Genomic DNA, 15572 nt, shown 5'->3' with positions numbered 1-15572 from the left:
CTAGAAATTTAGCATATGGTTCTTTTGTAACTATTTTTACTTTTAAATTATGAATTTTATCTAGCTAAATTTTAAAGTAATAAATATGTTCTCATAAGATATTTATTACATTTTATAATTATTTTATTCATAAATATTTATTTAAAATCATATCTTTATTATGAAGTAATACTTTAATTTTTTGCTAACCTAGTAAAACGTTTTTGACACATTAAAGTTTACTTACTATTTACTCTTAAAACAGAGTTTCAAGGAGGTTATAAATTATGCCTCAAAAGGCTAAAAATCTTAGTGATTCATGGATAAATAAGGAGAATATAAAAAAATCAATTTTACCACACTATAATATTTTAAATTGCACAGTTAATGAAATAAAGTTTAAAGATACCGATAAACAAAGAGCAGTTTACAAAATTGATACTGAAAATAAGAGTTTTTGTTTAAAAAAAGTATATTTAAATAAGCAAAATCTTCTTTTTGTTTATTCTTCTATGCAATGGCTCCACAAAAATAACTTAAACGTACCTATACTACTTCCTACAATTGATGGTTCTAGGTTTGTAGAAGAAAATAACATGCTTTTTATACTAACACCTTGGGTAGATGGTATCAAATGTGATTTTGATAATAAAACCCATCTATATATTTCCTGTTCAAACTTAGCTAAAGTCCATATTGGCAGCAAAAACTTTAAACCTATTAATGGAAGTTCTTTACCCATAGGTCTAGATGATCTATATGTATCATATAATAAACATTTTCAACAAATCCTTAATTGTTCAAATTTAGCTTTTAAACATAAAGATAATTTCTCCAAATTATTCCTTCAAAATTTTGATGAAAATTTATCCTTAGCTAAATTCTCAGTAAATGTTGCAAATTCTATGAATAAAGATAATTTGACTGTATCTTTATGTCATAATGATTATGTAAATAAAAACCTCATCTTTAGTGAAGATAATAATATTCACATGATTGATTTTGATAAATGTAAAATTGACTTTTGTGTCAAAGATTTATCTTATTTCTTTAGAAGACTTTTAAAACGTGATTCTACAAATTGGAATTTTGATTTATTCCTTAAATGTCTAAATCACTATGAGTCTATAAATCCATTAAACCTTGATGAATATAAATTTTTATTATCATACTTGATTTTTCCACAAAAATTTTGGAGAATATCTAGAGATTACTACAACAACATAAAATGTTGTAACAAAAAATCTTTCTATAATCTTCTAAAAAACACTACTCGTAAAACGAACTCTCAACTAGAATTTTCTAAAAAATTAGTAGAACATATAGAACTTAAATTCAATTGTAAGTTATTATAATATCAAAAGTAAAAAGCTCCACAATCAATGGAGCTTTTCCATATTATCTTTTATTTTTCACTTGAGCCTGCGCTGCCGCAAGTCTAGCAAGGGGAACTCTGAATGGTGAGCATGATACATAGTTTAATCCTATATCATGACAGAACTCAACTGAGGATGGGTCTCCTCCATGTTCTCCACATATTCCTAATTTAATACCTTTTCTAGTTGCTCTACCTTTTTCAGCAGCCATTTTAACAAGAGCCCCTACTCCTGTTTGATCCAATCTAGCAAATGGATCTGATTCATATATTTTTCTGCTATAATAATCATTTAAAAATTTACCTGCATCATCCCTTGAGAATCCAAAGGTCATTTGAGTTAAATCATTAGTTCCAAAGGAGAAGAATTCAGCTTCCTTTGCTATTTCATCAGCTGTAACAGCTGCTCTTGGAACTTCTATCATTGTTCCAACCATATATTTCATATCTATATTTTTCTCTTTCAATATAGAATCTGCTGTTTTAACAACTATATCTTTTACAAATTTAAGCTCTTTTAGTTCTCCAACTAAAGGAATCATTATTTCTGGAACAATATCATATCCCTTTTCTTCCTTTACCTTACATGCAGCTTCTATTATAGCCCTTGTTTGCATTTCTGCAATCTCTGGATAAGAAACAGCTAGTCTACAACCTCTATGTCCCATCATTGGATTGAACTCATGTAGAGAATCAATTGTTGACTTTAAATCATCAAAAGTTATATCAAGTTCCTTAGCTAACTCTTTGATATCTTCCTCATCATGAGGTAAGAATTCATGTAGAGGTGGATCTAATAGTCTTATTGTACATGGTCTAAATTCCATAGCCTCATATATTCCAACAAAATCTTCTCTTTGCATTGGTAAAATTTTCTCTAATGCTTTTCTTCTTTGTTCTTCATTTTTAGAAACAATCATTTCTCTAACTGCCATTATTCTATCTTCCGCAAAGAACATATGCTCTGTTCTACAAAGCCCTATGCCTTCTGCTCCAAATTCAACAGCTTGCTTAGCATCTCTTGGAGTATCTGCATTTGTTCTAACTTTTAATGATCTTATTTCATCTGCCCACTTCATAAAGATTTCAAAATGCCCACTTATTTTCGGTTCCACTGTCCCTATAGAACTTCCATATACACTACCTGTTGACCCATCTATAGAAATATAATCTTCAGAAGTATAAACTTTTCCGCCTACTTCTAAGGTTTTCTTTTCTTCATTTACCCTTAATTCTCCGCAACCTGCAACACAACAAGTTCCCATTCCTCTAGCAACAACCGCAGCATGAGAAGTCATACCACCTCTAACTGTTAAAATACCTTCTGCAGCTATCATACCTTCTATATCTTCTGGAGAGGTTTCTAATCTAACAAGTACAACCTTCTCTCCCTTTTCAGCTCTTTGCTTAGCTTCTTCTGCTGTAAATGATATTTTACCACATGCTGCTCCTGGTGATGCTGGAAGTCCTTTAGCTATAGGATTTGATACTTTAAGAACCCTTTCATCAAACGCTGGATGTAATAAACTGTCTAATTGTTTTGGTTCAACCTTTAAAACTGCTTCTTCTTTAGAAAGCATCTTCTCTTCCACTAAATCAACAGCTATTTTTAAAGCAGCTTGAGCTGTTCTCTTCCCATTTCTAGTTTGCAAGAAATATAGTTTGCCTTCTTCTATAGTAAACTCCATGTCTTGCATGTCCCTATAATGATTTTCCAAAGTATTTACGATCCCCATAAATTGCTCATATATGCTAGGCATGTCCTGATTTAATTTTTCTATAGGTTCTGGTGTTCTTATACCTGCAACAACATCTTCTCCTTGAGCATTCATTAAGTACTCAGCAAATATTTTCTTTTCTCCAGTAGATGGATTTCTTGAAAATGCAACTCCTGTTCCTGATGTATTTCCCTTATTACCAAACACCATCTCTTGAACGTTTACAGCAGTTCCCCACTCTCCTGGTATGTCATTTAATCTTCTATAAACAATAGCCCTTGGATTATTCCATGATCTAAAAACAGCCTTAACTGATTCTATTAATTGAGATTTTGGATCCTCTGGAAATTCATTTCCCATTTCTTTTCTATATAATTCTTTAAATTGCCTAACTAGTTCTTTTAAGTCTTCAGAATTTAAATCTGTATCGAACTTAGCACCTTTTTTTTCTTTCATTTTATCTAATAAGTCTTCAAAATTTCTTTTTTCTATTCCCATAACAACATCTGAGAACATTTGTATGAATCTTCTGAAAGAATCATATGCAAATCTAGGATTATTTGTTTTTTCAGCCATGACTTTTACTGTATTTTCATTTAATCCAAGATTTAAAATTGTATCCATCATTCCTGGCATAGATGCTCTTGCACCTGACCTTACCGATACAAGTAGTGGATTATCTAAGCTTCCAAATCCTTTTCCAGTTTCTTTTTCAAGAACTTCTAGCTTTTCATATATTTCCTCTATTATTTCTTGTGAAATTTTTTCACCATCTTCATAATACTTGTTACATGCCTCAGTTGTAACAGTAAATCCCTTAGGTACTGGAATGCCTAAATTAGTCATTTCAGCTAAGTTTGCACCCTTACCTCCTAAAAGGTTTTTCATTGATGCTTCTCCCTCATTAAATAAATACACATATTTCTTCTTGCCCATTATTAACACTCCTTACAATTCTTTAAGAATATATATACTAATAGGGGAAGAGTTCCCCCTAAAAGTCAAATTATTTATTTTTGCCCATGTTAACAAATAATTTTGTAATATTAGTTTTAGAAATCTTGCCCACGATTTTTAAAACTTCTTTTTCATCCTCAAAGACTCTTTCCACTACAGGTAGACTATCTACCTCATGTTCTATAATTCTTTGAGCACTTAAGTATCCACTATCTTCTTTTTCTACAAATACTATATTTGGCATTCTTGTCATTATAACTCCAACTGGTACTTTGTGTATATCTGTACCTCCTATAGCTATTTTCAGAAAATCTTTTCTTGAAACTGCACCTACTAATGTGCCTTTATTTTCTACAAATAAAGTTCCAACATCATTTAAGAATAAATGCACTATTGCATCATATACTGTGGTTTCTTCATTAACAACCACTGGTGATGACATTACATCTTTTACCTTTATATGAATTATATAATCATATACCATGCTGTGAGAGGGCTTCTGAGAATATATATATCCTACCTTTGGTCTAGCCTCTAATATTCCTGTCATAGTTAAAATTGCTAAATCTGGTCTTAATGCTGCTCTAGTAACCCCTAGGGTTCTTGCTAGTGATTCGCTAGTTATCGGCTGTCCTTCTTTTACTAATCTAATAATTTCTTGTTGTCTTGGTGTTAACTTCAACGCCCTCACCTCTTTCTCTCTGTTATATAGCATATATTATTAGTTAAATGTGATACACTATATACAAGTATTATACACTGCTTCTTTTTATCTGTACACCTCTTTATTGAACTTTTTGAAGGTTTTAATATTATTTTTTATCATTAAGATCATCGAAGGTAACAGAATATTTATATATAGGTTCATCATCAATAATAATTTCTTCATTAGAATTTCTGTTTTTAACCTTATCTTTTAAGTTATTAGCAAAATATCCTAACTTATTACCTACATCTTGAACTGAATTCTTTATTACGGTATTAACAATTTCCACACTTCCATCTGCTTTTGTAATTTCTATAGTAAGTCTTGCCACAACTGCTGTAGCTACTGATGCTAGCATAATTGGAGTCCAAATTACAGCTATAAACCCTACTGCTACTCCAGCATTAACTGGAACATTTACTAAAACTTTATCTTCTTTTTTTATCTTTATTCTGTTTATATTCCCCTTACCTATTAATTCCATAAGCCACTTTTTAAATCCTTCTAAAGTTGTAAAAACTGGAGAAGGATTTTCTATTTTTTTATCTTCTAAATAAATTATAGCTTCAACAACATCTCCACTACATATTTCTAGAGCTTCCTTCGCTTCTTTATAAGAAACCCCTACTCTTTCTCTTATTAAATCAAGTTTTTCTAAATAACTCTCATTCACTTTATTCACCATCCTTTATTAATCTTAACATTTCTAAGCTTTTTGGTTTTCTTTGATAAACATTGTAAATTATATTTATCATAATATCTTGAAGTTCCTTTTTTATAACCTTATTTAACCTAAGTTTATATATACTTTGTACCGGGTATTGATTTAAATACCTTAAAATATTATAAGTTTCGGATGAAACCTCTATTCCATACTTTTTTTCACAATTAAAACAAACTCCTCCACCTTGAGATAGACTTATATAATCACAGTATGCTATGTTTCTTTTGCATACACAGCACTTGTTTAAATCTAATCCATACCCAGTTGATTTTAGGAGTTTTAGTTCAAATGATCTAACCAAAAGCTCATGGTCTAGTGCTCCTGAGCTTAGTAAATATAATGATGTTATAAATTCCTTGAATAATTCATAATTTGGTTCTTCTTCTACCATAGATATGTCAATAAGTTCACATAAATATGTTGTATATGTAAGCTTTTCTAAATCCTCTAGACATCCTCTAAAAGAGTTTATAACCCTTGCCTCGCTTATGTTAGGAATTCCCTTACCTTTAAATAGAATATATTCTCCAAAACATAAAGGTAGAGCTGAAGAAAAAAGTTTATTGTTATTTTTCTTCGCTCCCTTAGCTACCACTGTGATTTTGCCTAGTTTTTCACTGAATATCCATAAAAGCTTATCATTCTCTTTATAATCCTGATCTTTTATTACTATTCCATTAGTCTTAACTAGTGCCAGCGTTTCTCTCCCCTTTACTTTTTATTCTTATATCCTAATTCCTTAAGAAGCATAGGATTATCTCTCCATTCTTTTCTTACCTTAACCCATATTTTTAAGTTTACTTTACAATTTAAAAATTTCTCTAAATCTTTTCTTGCATATTCTCCTATTTTCTTTAAGGTCTGACCGTTCTTGCCTATGATTATTCCCTTATGGGATGCCTTTTCACATAGTAAATCAACTTCTATATGGTATGTTCCTATTTCATTTTTCTTCATTTGGATTATATCTACGGCTATACCATGTGGAACTTCTTCTGATAAAAGCCTTAGAGCTTTTTCTCTTACAGTCTCTGAAACTATGAATCTTTCTTGAACATCTGTTATCATTTCGGCAGGATAATATTGAGGTCCTTCTGGTAATTCCTTTTTCATAAGATCTAATAAAGTCTCTACGTTTTTACCCTTTAAAGCTGATATTGGGATTATCTCTTTAAACGGAAAGAAATCACTATAAGCTTTTAATGTTTTCGCAACTCTTTCTTGAGTATTTTCATCAATTTTATTTAAAACAAGATATACTGGTACATCTATTTCTCTTAGCTGCTCCAGAATCATTGAATCTCCTTTTCCTATTTCATCACTAGGATTAGTTAAAAAAAGAACTACATCAACTTCCTTCAATGCATCTTTTGCTACTTTTACCATGTACTCACCTAGCTTATGTCTTGGTTTATGAATACCTGGAGTATCAACAAATACCATTTGATACTCTTCACTAGTTAATACTGTTTGAATATTATTTCTAGTAGTTTGAGGTTTTGATGATACTATTGATAACTTTTCTCCCATAATATGATTAAGTAATGTTGATTTTCCTACATTAGGTCTTCCTATAATTGTTACAAATCCTGATTTAAACATTAATTTCCTCCTAAGCTTTCTCTAAATCTTTTTTTCCAAAACTTCCTGGTAATATTTCTTCTAAAGTTGTTTTAATATACTCATTTTTATTTTTCACTATAAATATAGGCATATCTGAACTCTCTGCAAACTCTACCATTACTTGCCTACATATCCCACATGGATATGTGTAGCTATTTACGTCTCCAATTACAGCAATAGCTTTAATTGTTGTATAACCTTCAGATACTGCTTTAAATATGGCAGTTCTTTCTGCACAATTTGTTGCTCCATAGGAGGCATTTTCGATATTACATCCAGTATATATACTTCCATCGTCAGTTAATACTGCAGCTCCCACCTTAAAATTTGAATATGGTGCATAAGCCATCTCTCTTGCATTTATTGCCTTTTCTATTAATACATTATAGTCTAACATAGTATATACCTCCTTTGATAGAACTTCTTGTATATAAATTATAACACTATTTATATCTATTTCAATATTAATGCATTACATCCTCATATTATTAAAAATTAAGATAGTAATTTGAAAATAAGTAGAGTTAGCAAAGTCCCAAATACTCCTCCACATATAACTTCTAATATGGAATGGACTTCCGAATCTACCCTGCTTTGTGCCACTATGAGAGCTAGTATATAACCTATCATTACAACTAATGGTTCTTCTGTTATTAATGCCATTATTGTTGCTAATGAAAAAGATATAGCACTATGCCCACTTGGCATTCCTCCCTTTAACGGAGTTCCCTCCCCATATATGGCTTTTACAACAAGAGTTGCAACACATACAATAGCTAAAATTATAAATATCATATAGGGTTCTGATTGTTTTATTTTATTTGCTGTTGTAAATACTATTTCTGTTATCTTATCCCAGAATATTATATATCCAACAAATAACGAATTAATAGCTGTAACTAGTACTGCTCCAGCTGCAACATTTTTTGCTATCTTAGCTAAAGGATGATAAAAATTTGTTGTTGCATCTACAGCAGCCTCTATTGCTGTATTTACTAATTCAGCTGCTATAACCATAGTGATAGTTATTCCAATTATCAAAAGTTCTATTTTAGATAGATCATAAAAGAAACATATTGTTAGTACTAATAATGTAGCTATCATATGTATTTTCATATTTCTTTGAGTTCTTATTGCATATATAATACCTTCTATAGCATAATTAAAGGAATCTACAAGTTTTCTAAGTTTCATAAAATCACCCCATACTGTATAAGTTTCGCAAATATTTCGTCTATTATCCATATTTATTATTATTTTTATCTTCATATAATCAAATAAGAAATTCAGCAATAAGCTGAATTTCTAATTTTTTATTACCTAGTTATATTTAGTTTGCAAAGAATCTCTTCTTCTCTTTTTCTCATAAGATCTTTTTCTTCTTCTTCCATATGGTCATACCCCAAAAGATGTAAAACCGAGTGTACTACAAGGTAACAACATTCTCTTAGAAAACTATGTCCATACTCTACACTCTGCTCATTTGCTCTTTCAAGAGATAAAACTATATCTCCTAATACTAAGTCTTCACCATCTAATTCACATGGTGAAAATTTATGTTCTATATAAACATCCTTAAAAACATATCCTTTAGGGTAATTAAGTTGCGGAAAAGATAAAACATCCGTTGCTTTATCAATTCCTCTATGCTCACTATTTATACCCCTAATTTTTTCATTATCTACAAGCAAAACAGAAACCTCATAAGGTATATGAACTTTTTCCTCTCTTAATGCAAAATCTATAACTTCTTTAAGCTTATTTTCAAAGTCTTTCGTTACTTCTAATATTTCTTGTTCATTTTCTAAATATATCATTGCTGCTTATACTCCCTTTATATGCTTTTTATCATCTGAAGGATATTCAATTCTTTTGTGATAAATACCATTTAATGTATTTAAAAATGATTTTCTTATTCTATCTACATCTTTTAAAGTCAAATCACAATGATCTAATTGACCAGTATTCAACTTATCTTTAATGATATTATTAACCATTTCTTCTATCTTACCCTGAGTTGGTTCTGGAATTGACCTTACAGCTGCTTCAACTCCATCTGCAAGCATAATTATTCCAGCCTCTTTACTTTGAGGTATAGGTCCTGGATACCTAAAATCCTCTTCATTTATATCATCAGGATTTTCTGCATTTTTTTTTGCAGTATAATAAAAGTATTTAACCAAAGTAGTTCCATGATGTTGAACTATTATATCTTGTATAACCTTTGGCATATTGTGTTCTTTTGCCATTTCAAGTCCATCTTTTACATGAGACGTTATTATCAATGTACTTAAGTTAGGACTTATCTTATCATGGGGATTTTCTTTACCTATTTGATTTTCTTTAAAGAAATAAGGTCTTTTTGTTTTTCCAACATCATGATAATAAGCTGATATTCTTGCAAGAACTGAATTCCCTCCAACTTCCTCGGCTGCAACTTCAGCTAAATTAGCAACTAGAACACTATGATGATATGTTCCTGGAGTCTCCATTAAAATTTTCTTCATTAAAGGATGATTTGGGTTAGATAACTCCAATAATTTTATTACTGTAACTATATCAAATGTACTTTCAAAAAACGGTAGAAATCCTATTGTGAGTACCGCCGATAACATACCTGCTACTCCTATAAGTCCAGCTTTTTTAACAACATCTAATATATTACTTGATAATAATAATCCCATAGTAAATGATAGCATAACATTAAAAAGCACTATATATATAGCCGAATATAATATATCATTTCTCTGTTGCATCTTCTTTATTATAGTTGATCCTATTATTGCATTTAAAATAGCTATTAATGTTATTTCAACATTAAAATCAACAATACTGCTTATGAGTATAACATTTAAAATACTTAAGGTTAGTGAAACCTTATAATTTAATAATAATGTTAATAGCATTGGCGCACATGCAAGTGGTATTAAATAGGGTGTTGCTACACTTAAACATCTTGCAAGAACTAATGTTGATATATTTATTATACTTATCAATAAAATTTTACTTGCATCATTAAACATTTCAATAAAATATCTTTTCAAGAATAACCACTGTAAAAACTGTACTAACCCTACAAAGGCTCCTAATGCAATATATATATACCAATCAAAACCACTATCATTTAAAAGCCCCAAATCATTAAGTATATCTATTTGTGTTTCAGTTATAGGTTCTCCTTCTTTAACAACAATCTGATTTTTTTGAATCATAACAGGCTGAACATTTTTAGTAGCTTGTTTTTTTAATTCCTCTGTTTTTTCTTTATCATATAAAAAGTTAGGTTTTATCTGCCCTTTTATAAGATTTAATGCTGCATCCCTAGAGCTCTTAGTAAATTTACTTTTAGAAAGTTTGGTGCTTGCCAAATCTACAGCTTTACTCACATCTTCTTTATTTCCCTCAGTTATTGTGCCATCATAAATTTGATTTGTAATGTCTAAAATTAGTGCTTCATACTCCGTTATTTGATCATTAGGAATTCTCAACATAGTTTGTATATCCTCTGCTGAAATATACACACTATCATCATTTCTAATATTATTAATTTTATCTTTTTCCTCTGATGTAGCAGCCCTTTGAGCATTTAATTTACTAAAAAAACTATTTAAATAATCTGTAGCAGTTTTTTTAACTTCTGGCTTTTGAGTATATTGGTTTGGCACATCATCCATCACCTGTTTAATTTTCATTTGAGTAGATTTATTATCAATAACTTCCTTTGTTGCCTTTATATTAACTTTAGCAATTTCACCTGGAGTTAATGTATACTTCTTGGTAAATAAAGAGGTCATTATAATAACGTATGAAACAATAAAAGTAAATATAAAAATCAGCACTCTATTGCATATCTTATATTCCTTAAACCTCTCTCTTATCCTCAAGCTTATCACCCTCTTTATATTAATTAGCAGGCTTATCAGCTATATTTTGCTCAACTACAAACACAACTCTTACTATGAGATTATCTCCATCTATTTCATCCTTAACAATAGTATCTAGAATTTTAGAACTTTTATCTAAATTTTTTTTCATATTTTCCTTCATTTTGCTAGATAATTCATTAATAGTTTCATCCTTATCTAATTGAAATTCGTTTTCCTTAACTTCATAGTAATCTGTTTTCTTAAAAATTAACCCACTTTCTTCTATTTTATCATATTTTTCAAATTTATCCTCACATTTTTTAAGATAAAGTTTTTTACCCATTATTTCTATATATATACTTTTATGCATATTACCAGTTTGTTCTCTGCGTACTCCTTTTATAGGTACCTGTTCCTTATCTTCATAAAAAGTTTTTGCAATAACATCTCCTTCTGCTGGTGTTTCATAAAGTGATTCTTCTTTTCCTTGTACACCCTTTATTAAAACATCCCCAGCCTTTACCATATCACCCTTTTTCACCAATGAAGTTCCTTTTGTAGTATAAACCCTTATTATTTCAGCATCCATTTTTGCTACAATATCATCTTTATTATCTTGTTCAACTATCTTGGGAGGATTTTGTCTTTCTTCTATGTCTACTTTAAATCTAGATCCTTCAAACCTAGCTCTAGCCCACATGATTCTCGAGTCTTTTTCCATTAATCTTTTTTCTGTATCATATACATTTATTGAATTTTTTCTAGTACCTGGTTTTATACCTTCTTCCAATAAGTACTTTCTCACTTCAAAAGGCGATAAGTATTTGTCTGTATTTATAGATATGTCCCATATATAACATGAATAACCATATATAAGCATAAAAAAAACTAATATTCCAACATATAAAAACCCATGACTTTTTACTTTTATAAAATAACTTAAAAGTCCTTTGGTCTTTATTATTTTTAATTTTCCATTATTCTCTTTAACTAATTCTCTTACTTTTGAGTAGTCTTGAGAATCTACTTCTATAATCCATTTAACAATAGATTCTCTTCTAATATTTCTAACATTTATTCCACTTTTCCATAAAGTATTAATTATTTTTTCTGGGTGTAAGTTTTGAATTTCAATTACAAAACATCCTCTTTTAAGAAATTCTTTTATATTTTTATTCATATTTTACACCCTTAAATTTACCCTTCAAAATTAAAGTACTTCCCCCCATAAAAACTATTTGGAAATTTTCACCCTCCACTAAAATTACACCCATTTTAGAATCTAATCTTACTCTTTCATCATCAAAACTTATTATACCCTTGTGGTTTTCTATAGTTATTTCCTCATTAGCCTTTATAATTATTCTTGGAAGGTCTAACACTATATCTGTAGGAATATCTAATGTTTCTGCAAAATGTTCCTTTGCTTTTCTAAACTTACTTTCCATCTTCTCACCCCTAAAAATATTTTCATACTAAATTTATGAGAAGATTGCTCTTTTAATGACTATTTTATATGTATTGAAACTATTTAATACCTTTAATACCCGTTTACTATTATTTATACTATCTATTTTTTTAATTTTTCCAAGAAAAAAGAACTCACAAAAGTGAGTTCTTTTATTTTTATTTTAATATTAATTTTTCATGAACTTATACAGCTAGTTAAAAAAATTAATTCCCAACTAAACATTCCCATATCCTGATGCTATTTGCACCCACTTTCAGCTGCTTTTCTACTAATTGTGGATATAAGTTTTTTGTTCATTATTTGCTGCGGAAGGTAAGTTTGTAAATTTCCTGTTTGCGGCATATTATTTACCTTCTTTAAAGAAAGTTTTATTTGAACTTTCTCTTTCTAGCAGCTTCTGATTTTTTCTTTCTCTTTACGCTTGGCTTCTCGTAGTGTTCTCTCTTCCTGACCTCTGAAAGAACTCCAGCTCTAGCGCACTTTTTCTTAAATCTTCTTAATGCACTCTCTAGTGTCTCGTTTTCTCCAACTTTGATTTCTGACATTTACTATCCCTCCCTCCGCTAGCTCAATTCTTATAGATATAAAAATTGCAGCTTGTGGGCTCTCAATAGCACACATCTAATTATATAACAGTATTTTATATCATGTCAAGAATTTAGTTAATTTTTTTTAACCTGGAGGCCATGATAAATTTCTTCCTCCTAAAAGATGAAAATGAATATGATTTACTGTTTGACCACCATGTTCTCCACAATTGTTTATAATCCTATATCCACTATCCTTTATACCTTGTTCTTCTGCTATCTTATTAATAATAATAAATATATGTGCTACTATTGATGCATTGTTCTCATTTAATTCATTAGTACTCCTAATATGCTCCTTAGGTACTATAACTATGTGAACAGGAGCTTCCGGACTAATATCCTTAAATGCCAAAACTTTATCATCCTCATATACTTTTGTAGATGGTATTTCTTTATTTACTATCTTGCAGAATATACAATCATCCATTGTATCACCTCCTTTTATAGAATGAATCTTCATTCCTTAGTTTTACCTACAGTGTCTATCAGATAAAATTTCACCCTCTAATACATCATTTTTGATATTTAGTATCTTTGTATCTAAAATTTCACCTATTATTGAGGAACTGCTACTTTTAGCAACTACTTTCACATAATTAGGAGTATATCCTTGATATAACCCTTCTTTACCCTCTATTTCTTCTTCAAACAATACAGATGTTGTTGTCTTTTCGAATTTCTTCATAAAGTCATTTTCATTCTTATTATTTAAATTTATTAACACTTTGCTTCTTTGTTCCTTTACACTTCCATCTATCTGATTTTCCATAGATGCTGCTTTTGTTCCTTTTCTCGGACTAAATTTAAATATATGCATTTTCGACAACTTAATTTTACTTAAAAATTCAAATGTTTTATTAAATTCATCCTCGGTTTCTCCAGGAAATCCAACTATGACATCTGTAGTTATAGAAACATTCTCGAAAGCCTCTTGTAACATTATTACTATATCTTCATATTCCTTTGATGTGTATCTTCTATTCATTCTTTTTAAAGTTTCATCGCATCCACTTTGAAGAGATAAATGAAAATGAGGACATAATTTTTTAAGCTTAATTATTCTATTCCTAACATCTTCTGTAAAAAAGGTTGGATCTATTGAACCTATTCTTACTCTTTCTATTCCATCTATATCTTCTATCTTCTCTAAAATATCCACTAATGTTATATTATCCTCTAAATCTACTCCATAAGATGCTGTATGTATACCTGAAAGAATTATTTCCTTAAATCCATGTTGAGCAAGTTTTGTAATTTCTTCAACTATCCTTTCTGGTTTTTTACTGCATACTCCACCCCTTGCATAAGGTATTAGACAGTAGGAACAAAATCTATTACATCCATCTTGTATCTTTAAAAATGCTCTTGTTTTATCTTGATATTCCTCTATATTTAAATCCTCAAAAACATTATTTTTTATTATATTATCTGCAACTTGAATAATTTGAGTTTGCTCATCTATAGCTCTATTAACCCAATAGACAATCTCTCCCTTGTTTCTTGTTCCTAAAACTACATCTACACCCTCTATGGCACTTATCTCATTTGGAGCTATTTGTGAATAGCATCCTACTACTGCTATTACAGCATCATTATTTAATCTTCTAGCTCTACCTATAATTTGTCTTGATTTTTTATCTCCCATATTAGTAACTGTACAAGTGTTTATTACATACACATCAGCAACTTTTGTAAAATCAACAACTTCATATCCTTCTCTTATGAATTTTTCAGCCATGGCCTCTGACTCATAAACATTTACTCTGCATCCTAGTGTTGAAAATGCTACTTTCATTAAATATTTCCTCCTAAGTCTCCTAACTCGTATTGAATTAAAGAAACACAAACAAATCCTGCCGTTTCTGTTCTTAATATTCTTGGTCCTAATGTAACAATGTAAGCTTTTTTCTCTTCTAAAGCTTCTATTTCTTCTTCTTCAAAACCACCTTCTGGTCCTACTATTATAGCAACATTCTTTAAAGCATTTTTTTTAATTAAGTTTTTCATGGTTCTAATGCCGTTACCTGTTGCATTTTCATAGGGAACTACAACTAAATTCATATCTTCTAATGACTTTATCATTTCCTTAAAATCAATTGGCTCTAAAACTTTTGGAACTTTCGCTCTTTTACATTGCTTGCAAGCTTCAAGAGCAATTCTTTGAAGCCTATCAAGCTTTTTGAATTCTCCCTTAAGTTTAACATCAACTCTTGAAGTTATTATTGGTACAAATGTGTTTACCCCTAATTCAGTACACTTTTGTACAACTAAGTCCATTTTCGTTGATTTAGGTAGCCCCTGAAAAAGAGTTATATTTAAATTGCTTTCGCTATTTATTTCAATCTCTTCTATTATTTTCACTTTAACATATTGTTTAGTTATTTCTTCTATTTCACCAAGATATTCTTTTCCTTGCTCATTGTTTATTACTACTTCATCACCACAATTAAGCCTTAATACTTTATAGATGTGTTTTACATCATCTCCTGTAATAGTGGCATAACTGTCATTTACCATTTCACAATTTGCAAAAAACTTATGCATATAAAATTCTCCTCTAAAA

Annotated in this window: 16 protein-coding genes; 1 reads left to right on the top strand and 15 read right to left on the bottom strand. The window is 29.9% G+C overall.

The features are described from left to right. Window positions 1-266 precede the first annotated feature (266 nt). Window positions 267-1334: a CotS family spore coat protein gene (locus BM119_RS01495; protein ID WP_090038205.1), complete on the top strand. Its 1068-nt coding sequence runs from the start codon at window positions 267-269 to the stop codon at window positions 1332-1334. A gap of 43 nt (window positions 1335-1377) precedes the next feature. Here BM119_RS01495 and ppdK read toward each other — a convergent pair whose 3' ends face one another. The 15 genes from ppdK to BM119_RS01420 form a co-directional block, all read right to left on the bottom strand. Next, window positions 1378-4008, bottom strand: coding sequence for a pyruvate, phosphate dikinase (gene ppdK, locus BM119_RS01490; protein WP_090038203.1), 2631 nt, complete (start codon window positions 4006-4008; stop codon window positions 1378-1380). A 70-nt stretch (window positions 4009-4078) separates the two neighbouring features. Continuing rightward, window positions 4079-4720, bottom strand: coding sequence for a transcriptional regulator CcpN (ccpN, locus tag BM119_RS01485; RefSeq protein ID WP_090038201.1), 642 nt, complete (start codon window positions 4718-4720; stop codon window positions 4079-4081). A gap of 121 nt (window positions 4721-4841) precedes the next feature. After that, window positions 4842-5408 (bottom strand): DUF4342 domain-containing protein, encoded by a 567-nt coding sequence (locus tag BM119_RS01480; RefSeq protein ID WP_090038198.1) that lies wholly within the window; start codon window positions 5406-5408, stop codon window positions 4842-4844. Between the two features lies 1 nt (window position 5409). Then, window positions 5410-6156, bottom strand: a complete 747-nt coding sequence (gene recO / locus BM119_RS01475; protein WP_090038196.1) for a DNA repair protein RecO — start codon at window positions 6154-6156, stop codon at window positions 5410-5412. Window positions 6157-6170: 14 nt separating this feature from the next. After that, window positions 6171-7061 carry a GTPase Era gene (era, locus tag BM119_RS01470; RefSeq protein ID WP_090038194.1) on the bottom strand — a complete coding sequence of 297 codons (891 nt, stop codon included), beginning with the start codon at window positions 7059-7061 and terminating at the stop codon, window positions 6171-6173. 10 nt (window positions 7062-7071) lie between these two features. Then, window positions 7072-7479, bottom strand: a complete 408-nt coding sequence (locus BM119_RS01465) for a cytidine deaminase (protein WP_090038191.1) — start codon at window positions 7477-7479, stop codon at window positions 7072-7074. Window positions 7480-7577: 98 nt separating this feature from the next. Beyond that, window positions 7578-8276: a diacylglycerol kinase gene (locus tag BM119_RS01460; RefSeq protein ID WP_090038188.1), complete on the bottom strand. Its 699-nt coding sequence runs from the start codon at window positions 8274-8276 to the stop codon at window positions 7578-7580. A gap of 122 nt (window positions 8277-8398) precedes the next feature. Next, complete coding sequence (ybeY, locus tag BM119_RS01455) at window positions 8399-8899, bottom strand: rRNA maturation RNase YbeY (protein WP_090038185.1); 501 nt, start codon at window positions 8897-8899, stop codon at window positions 8399-8401. A 6-nt stretch (window positions 8900-8905) separates the two neighbouring features. Beyond that, a complete protein-coding gene (locus BM119_RS01450) occupies window positions 8906-10876 on the bottom strand; it encodes an HD family phosphohydrolase (protein ID WP_090038478.1) in 1971 nt (656 codons plus the stop codon). Between the two features lie 109 nt (window positions 10877-10985). After that, window positions 10986-12128 (bottom strand): sporulation protein YqfD, encoded by a 1143-nt coding sequence (gene yqfD / locus BM119_RS01445; RefSeq protein ID WP_090038183.1) that lies wholly within the window; start codon window positions 12126-12128, stop codon window positions 10986-10988. Continuing rightward, window positions 12121-12396 (bottom strand): sporulation protein YqfC, encoded by a 276-nt coding sequence (yqfC, locus tag BM119_RS01440; protein WP_090038180.1) that lies wholly within the window; start codon window positions 12394-12396, stop codon window positions 12121-12123. The genes yqfD and yqfC overlap by 8 nt, the downstream gene beginning before the upstream one ends. A 391-nt stretch (window positions 12397-12787) precedes the next feature. Continuing rightward, the gene (gene rpsU, locus BM119_RS01435) at window positions 12788-12964 is read right to left on the bottom strand and encodes a 30S ribosomal protein S21 (RefSeq protein WP_090038177.1); all 177 of its coding nucleotides are present in this window, start codon (window positions 12962-12964) and stop codon (window positions 12788-12790) included. A 127-nt stretch (window positions 12965-13091) separates the two neighbouring features. Continuing rightward, window positions 13092-13436, bottom strand: coding sequence for a histidine triad nucleotide-binding protein (locus BM119_RS01430; protein ID WP_090038175.1), 345 nt, complete (start codon window positions 13434-13436; stop codon window positions 13092-13094). A gap of 42 nt (window positions 13437-13478) precedes the next feature. Further along, the gene (gene mtaB, locus BM119_RS01425) at window positions 13479-14804 is read right to left on the bottom strand and encodes a tRNA (N(6)-L-threonylcarbamoyladenosine(37)-C(2))-methylthiotransferase MtaB (RefSeq protein ID WP_090038172.1); all 1326 of its coding nucleotides are present in this window, start codon (window positions 14802-14804) and stop codon (window positions 13479-13481) included. After that, the gene (locus BM119_RS01420) at window positions 14804-15553 is read right to left on the bottom strand and encodes a 16S rRNA (uracil(1498)-N(3))-methyltransferase (protein WP_090038168.1); all 750 of its coding nucleotides are present in this window, start codon (window positions 15551-15553) and stop codon (window positions 14804-14806) included. The genes mtaB and BM119_RS01420 overlap by 1 nt, the downstream gene beginning before the upstream one ends. Window positions 15554-15572 lie beyond the last annotated feature (19 nt).

Origin of the sequence: Clostridium frigidicarnis (genome assembly GCF_900111985.1) — a bacterium.
Taxonomy (GTDB): Bacteria; Bacillota; Clostridia; order Clostridiales; family Clostridiaceae; genus Clostridium_Z; species Clostridium_Z frigidicarnis.
Note: the sequence above shows the minus strand (reverse complement) of the source record. Positions and strands in the feature narration are given on the sequence as shown.

Bases quoted from the DNA above. Each gene is read 5' to 3' on its own strand.
- BM119_RS01495 (WP_090038205.1), top strand. From the start codon at position 267: ATGCCTCAAAAGGCTAAAAATCTTAGTGATTCATGGATAAATAAGGAG.
- ppdK (WP_090038203.1), bottom strand. From the start codon at position 4,008: ATGGGCAAGAAGAAATATGTGTATTTATTTAATGAGGGAGAAGCATCA.
- era (WP_090038194.1), bottom strand. From the start codon at position 7,061: ATGTTTAAATCAGGATTTGTAACAATTATAGGAAGACCTAATGTAGGA.
- BM119_RS01465 (WP_090038191.1), bottom strand. From the start codon at position 7,479: ATGTTAGACTATAATGTATTAATAGAAAAGGCAATAAATGCAAGAGAG.
- BM119_RS01460 (WP_090038188.1), bottom strand. From the start codon at position 8,276: ATGAAACTTAGAAAACTTGTAGATTCCTTTAATTATGCTATAGAAGGT.
- ybeY (WP_090038185.1), bottom strand. From the start codon at position 8,899: ATGATATATTTAGAAAATGAACAAGAAATATTAGAAGTAACGAAAGAC.
- BM119_RS01450 (WP_090038478.1), bottom strand. From the start codon at position 10,876: ATGACCTCTTTATTTACCAAGAAGTATACATTAACTCCAGGTGAAATT.
- yqfD (WP_090038183.1), bottom strand. From the start codon at position 12,128: ATGAATAAAAATATAAAAGAATTTCTTAAAAGAGGATGTTTTGTAATT.
- yqfC (WP_090038180.1), bottom strand. From the start codon at position 12,396: ATGGAAAGTAAGTTTAGAAAAGCAAAGGAACATTTTGCAGAAACATTA.
- rpsU (WP_090038177.1), bottom strand. From the start codon at position 12,964: ATGTCAGAAATCAAAGTTGGAGAAAACGAGACACTAGAGAGTGCATTA.
- BM119_RS01430 (WP_090038175.1), bottom strand. From the start codon at position 13,436: ATGGATGATTGTATATTCTGCAAGATAGTAAATAAAGAAATACCATCT.
- mtaB (WP_090038172.1), bottom strand. From the start codon at position 14,804: ATGAAAGTAGCATTTTCAACACTAGGATGCAGAGTAAATGTTTATGAG.
- BM119_RS01420 (WP_090038168.1), bottom strand. From the start codon at position 15,553: ATGCATAAGTTTTTTGCAAATTGTGAAATGGTAAATGACAGTTATGCC.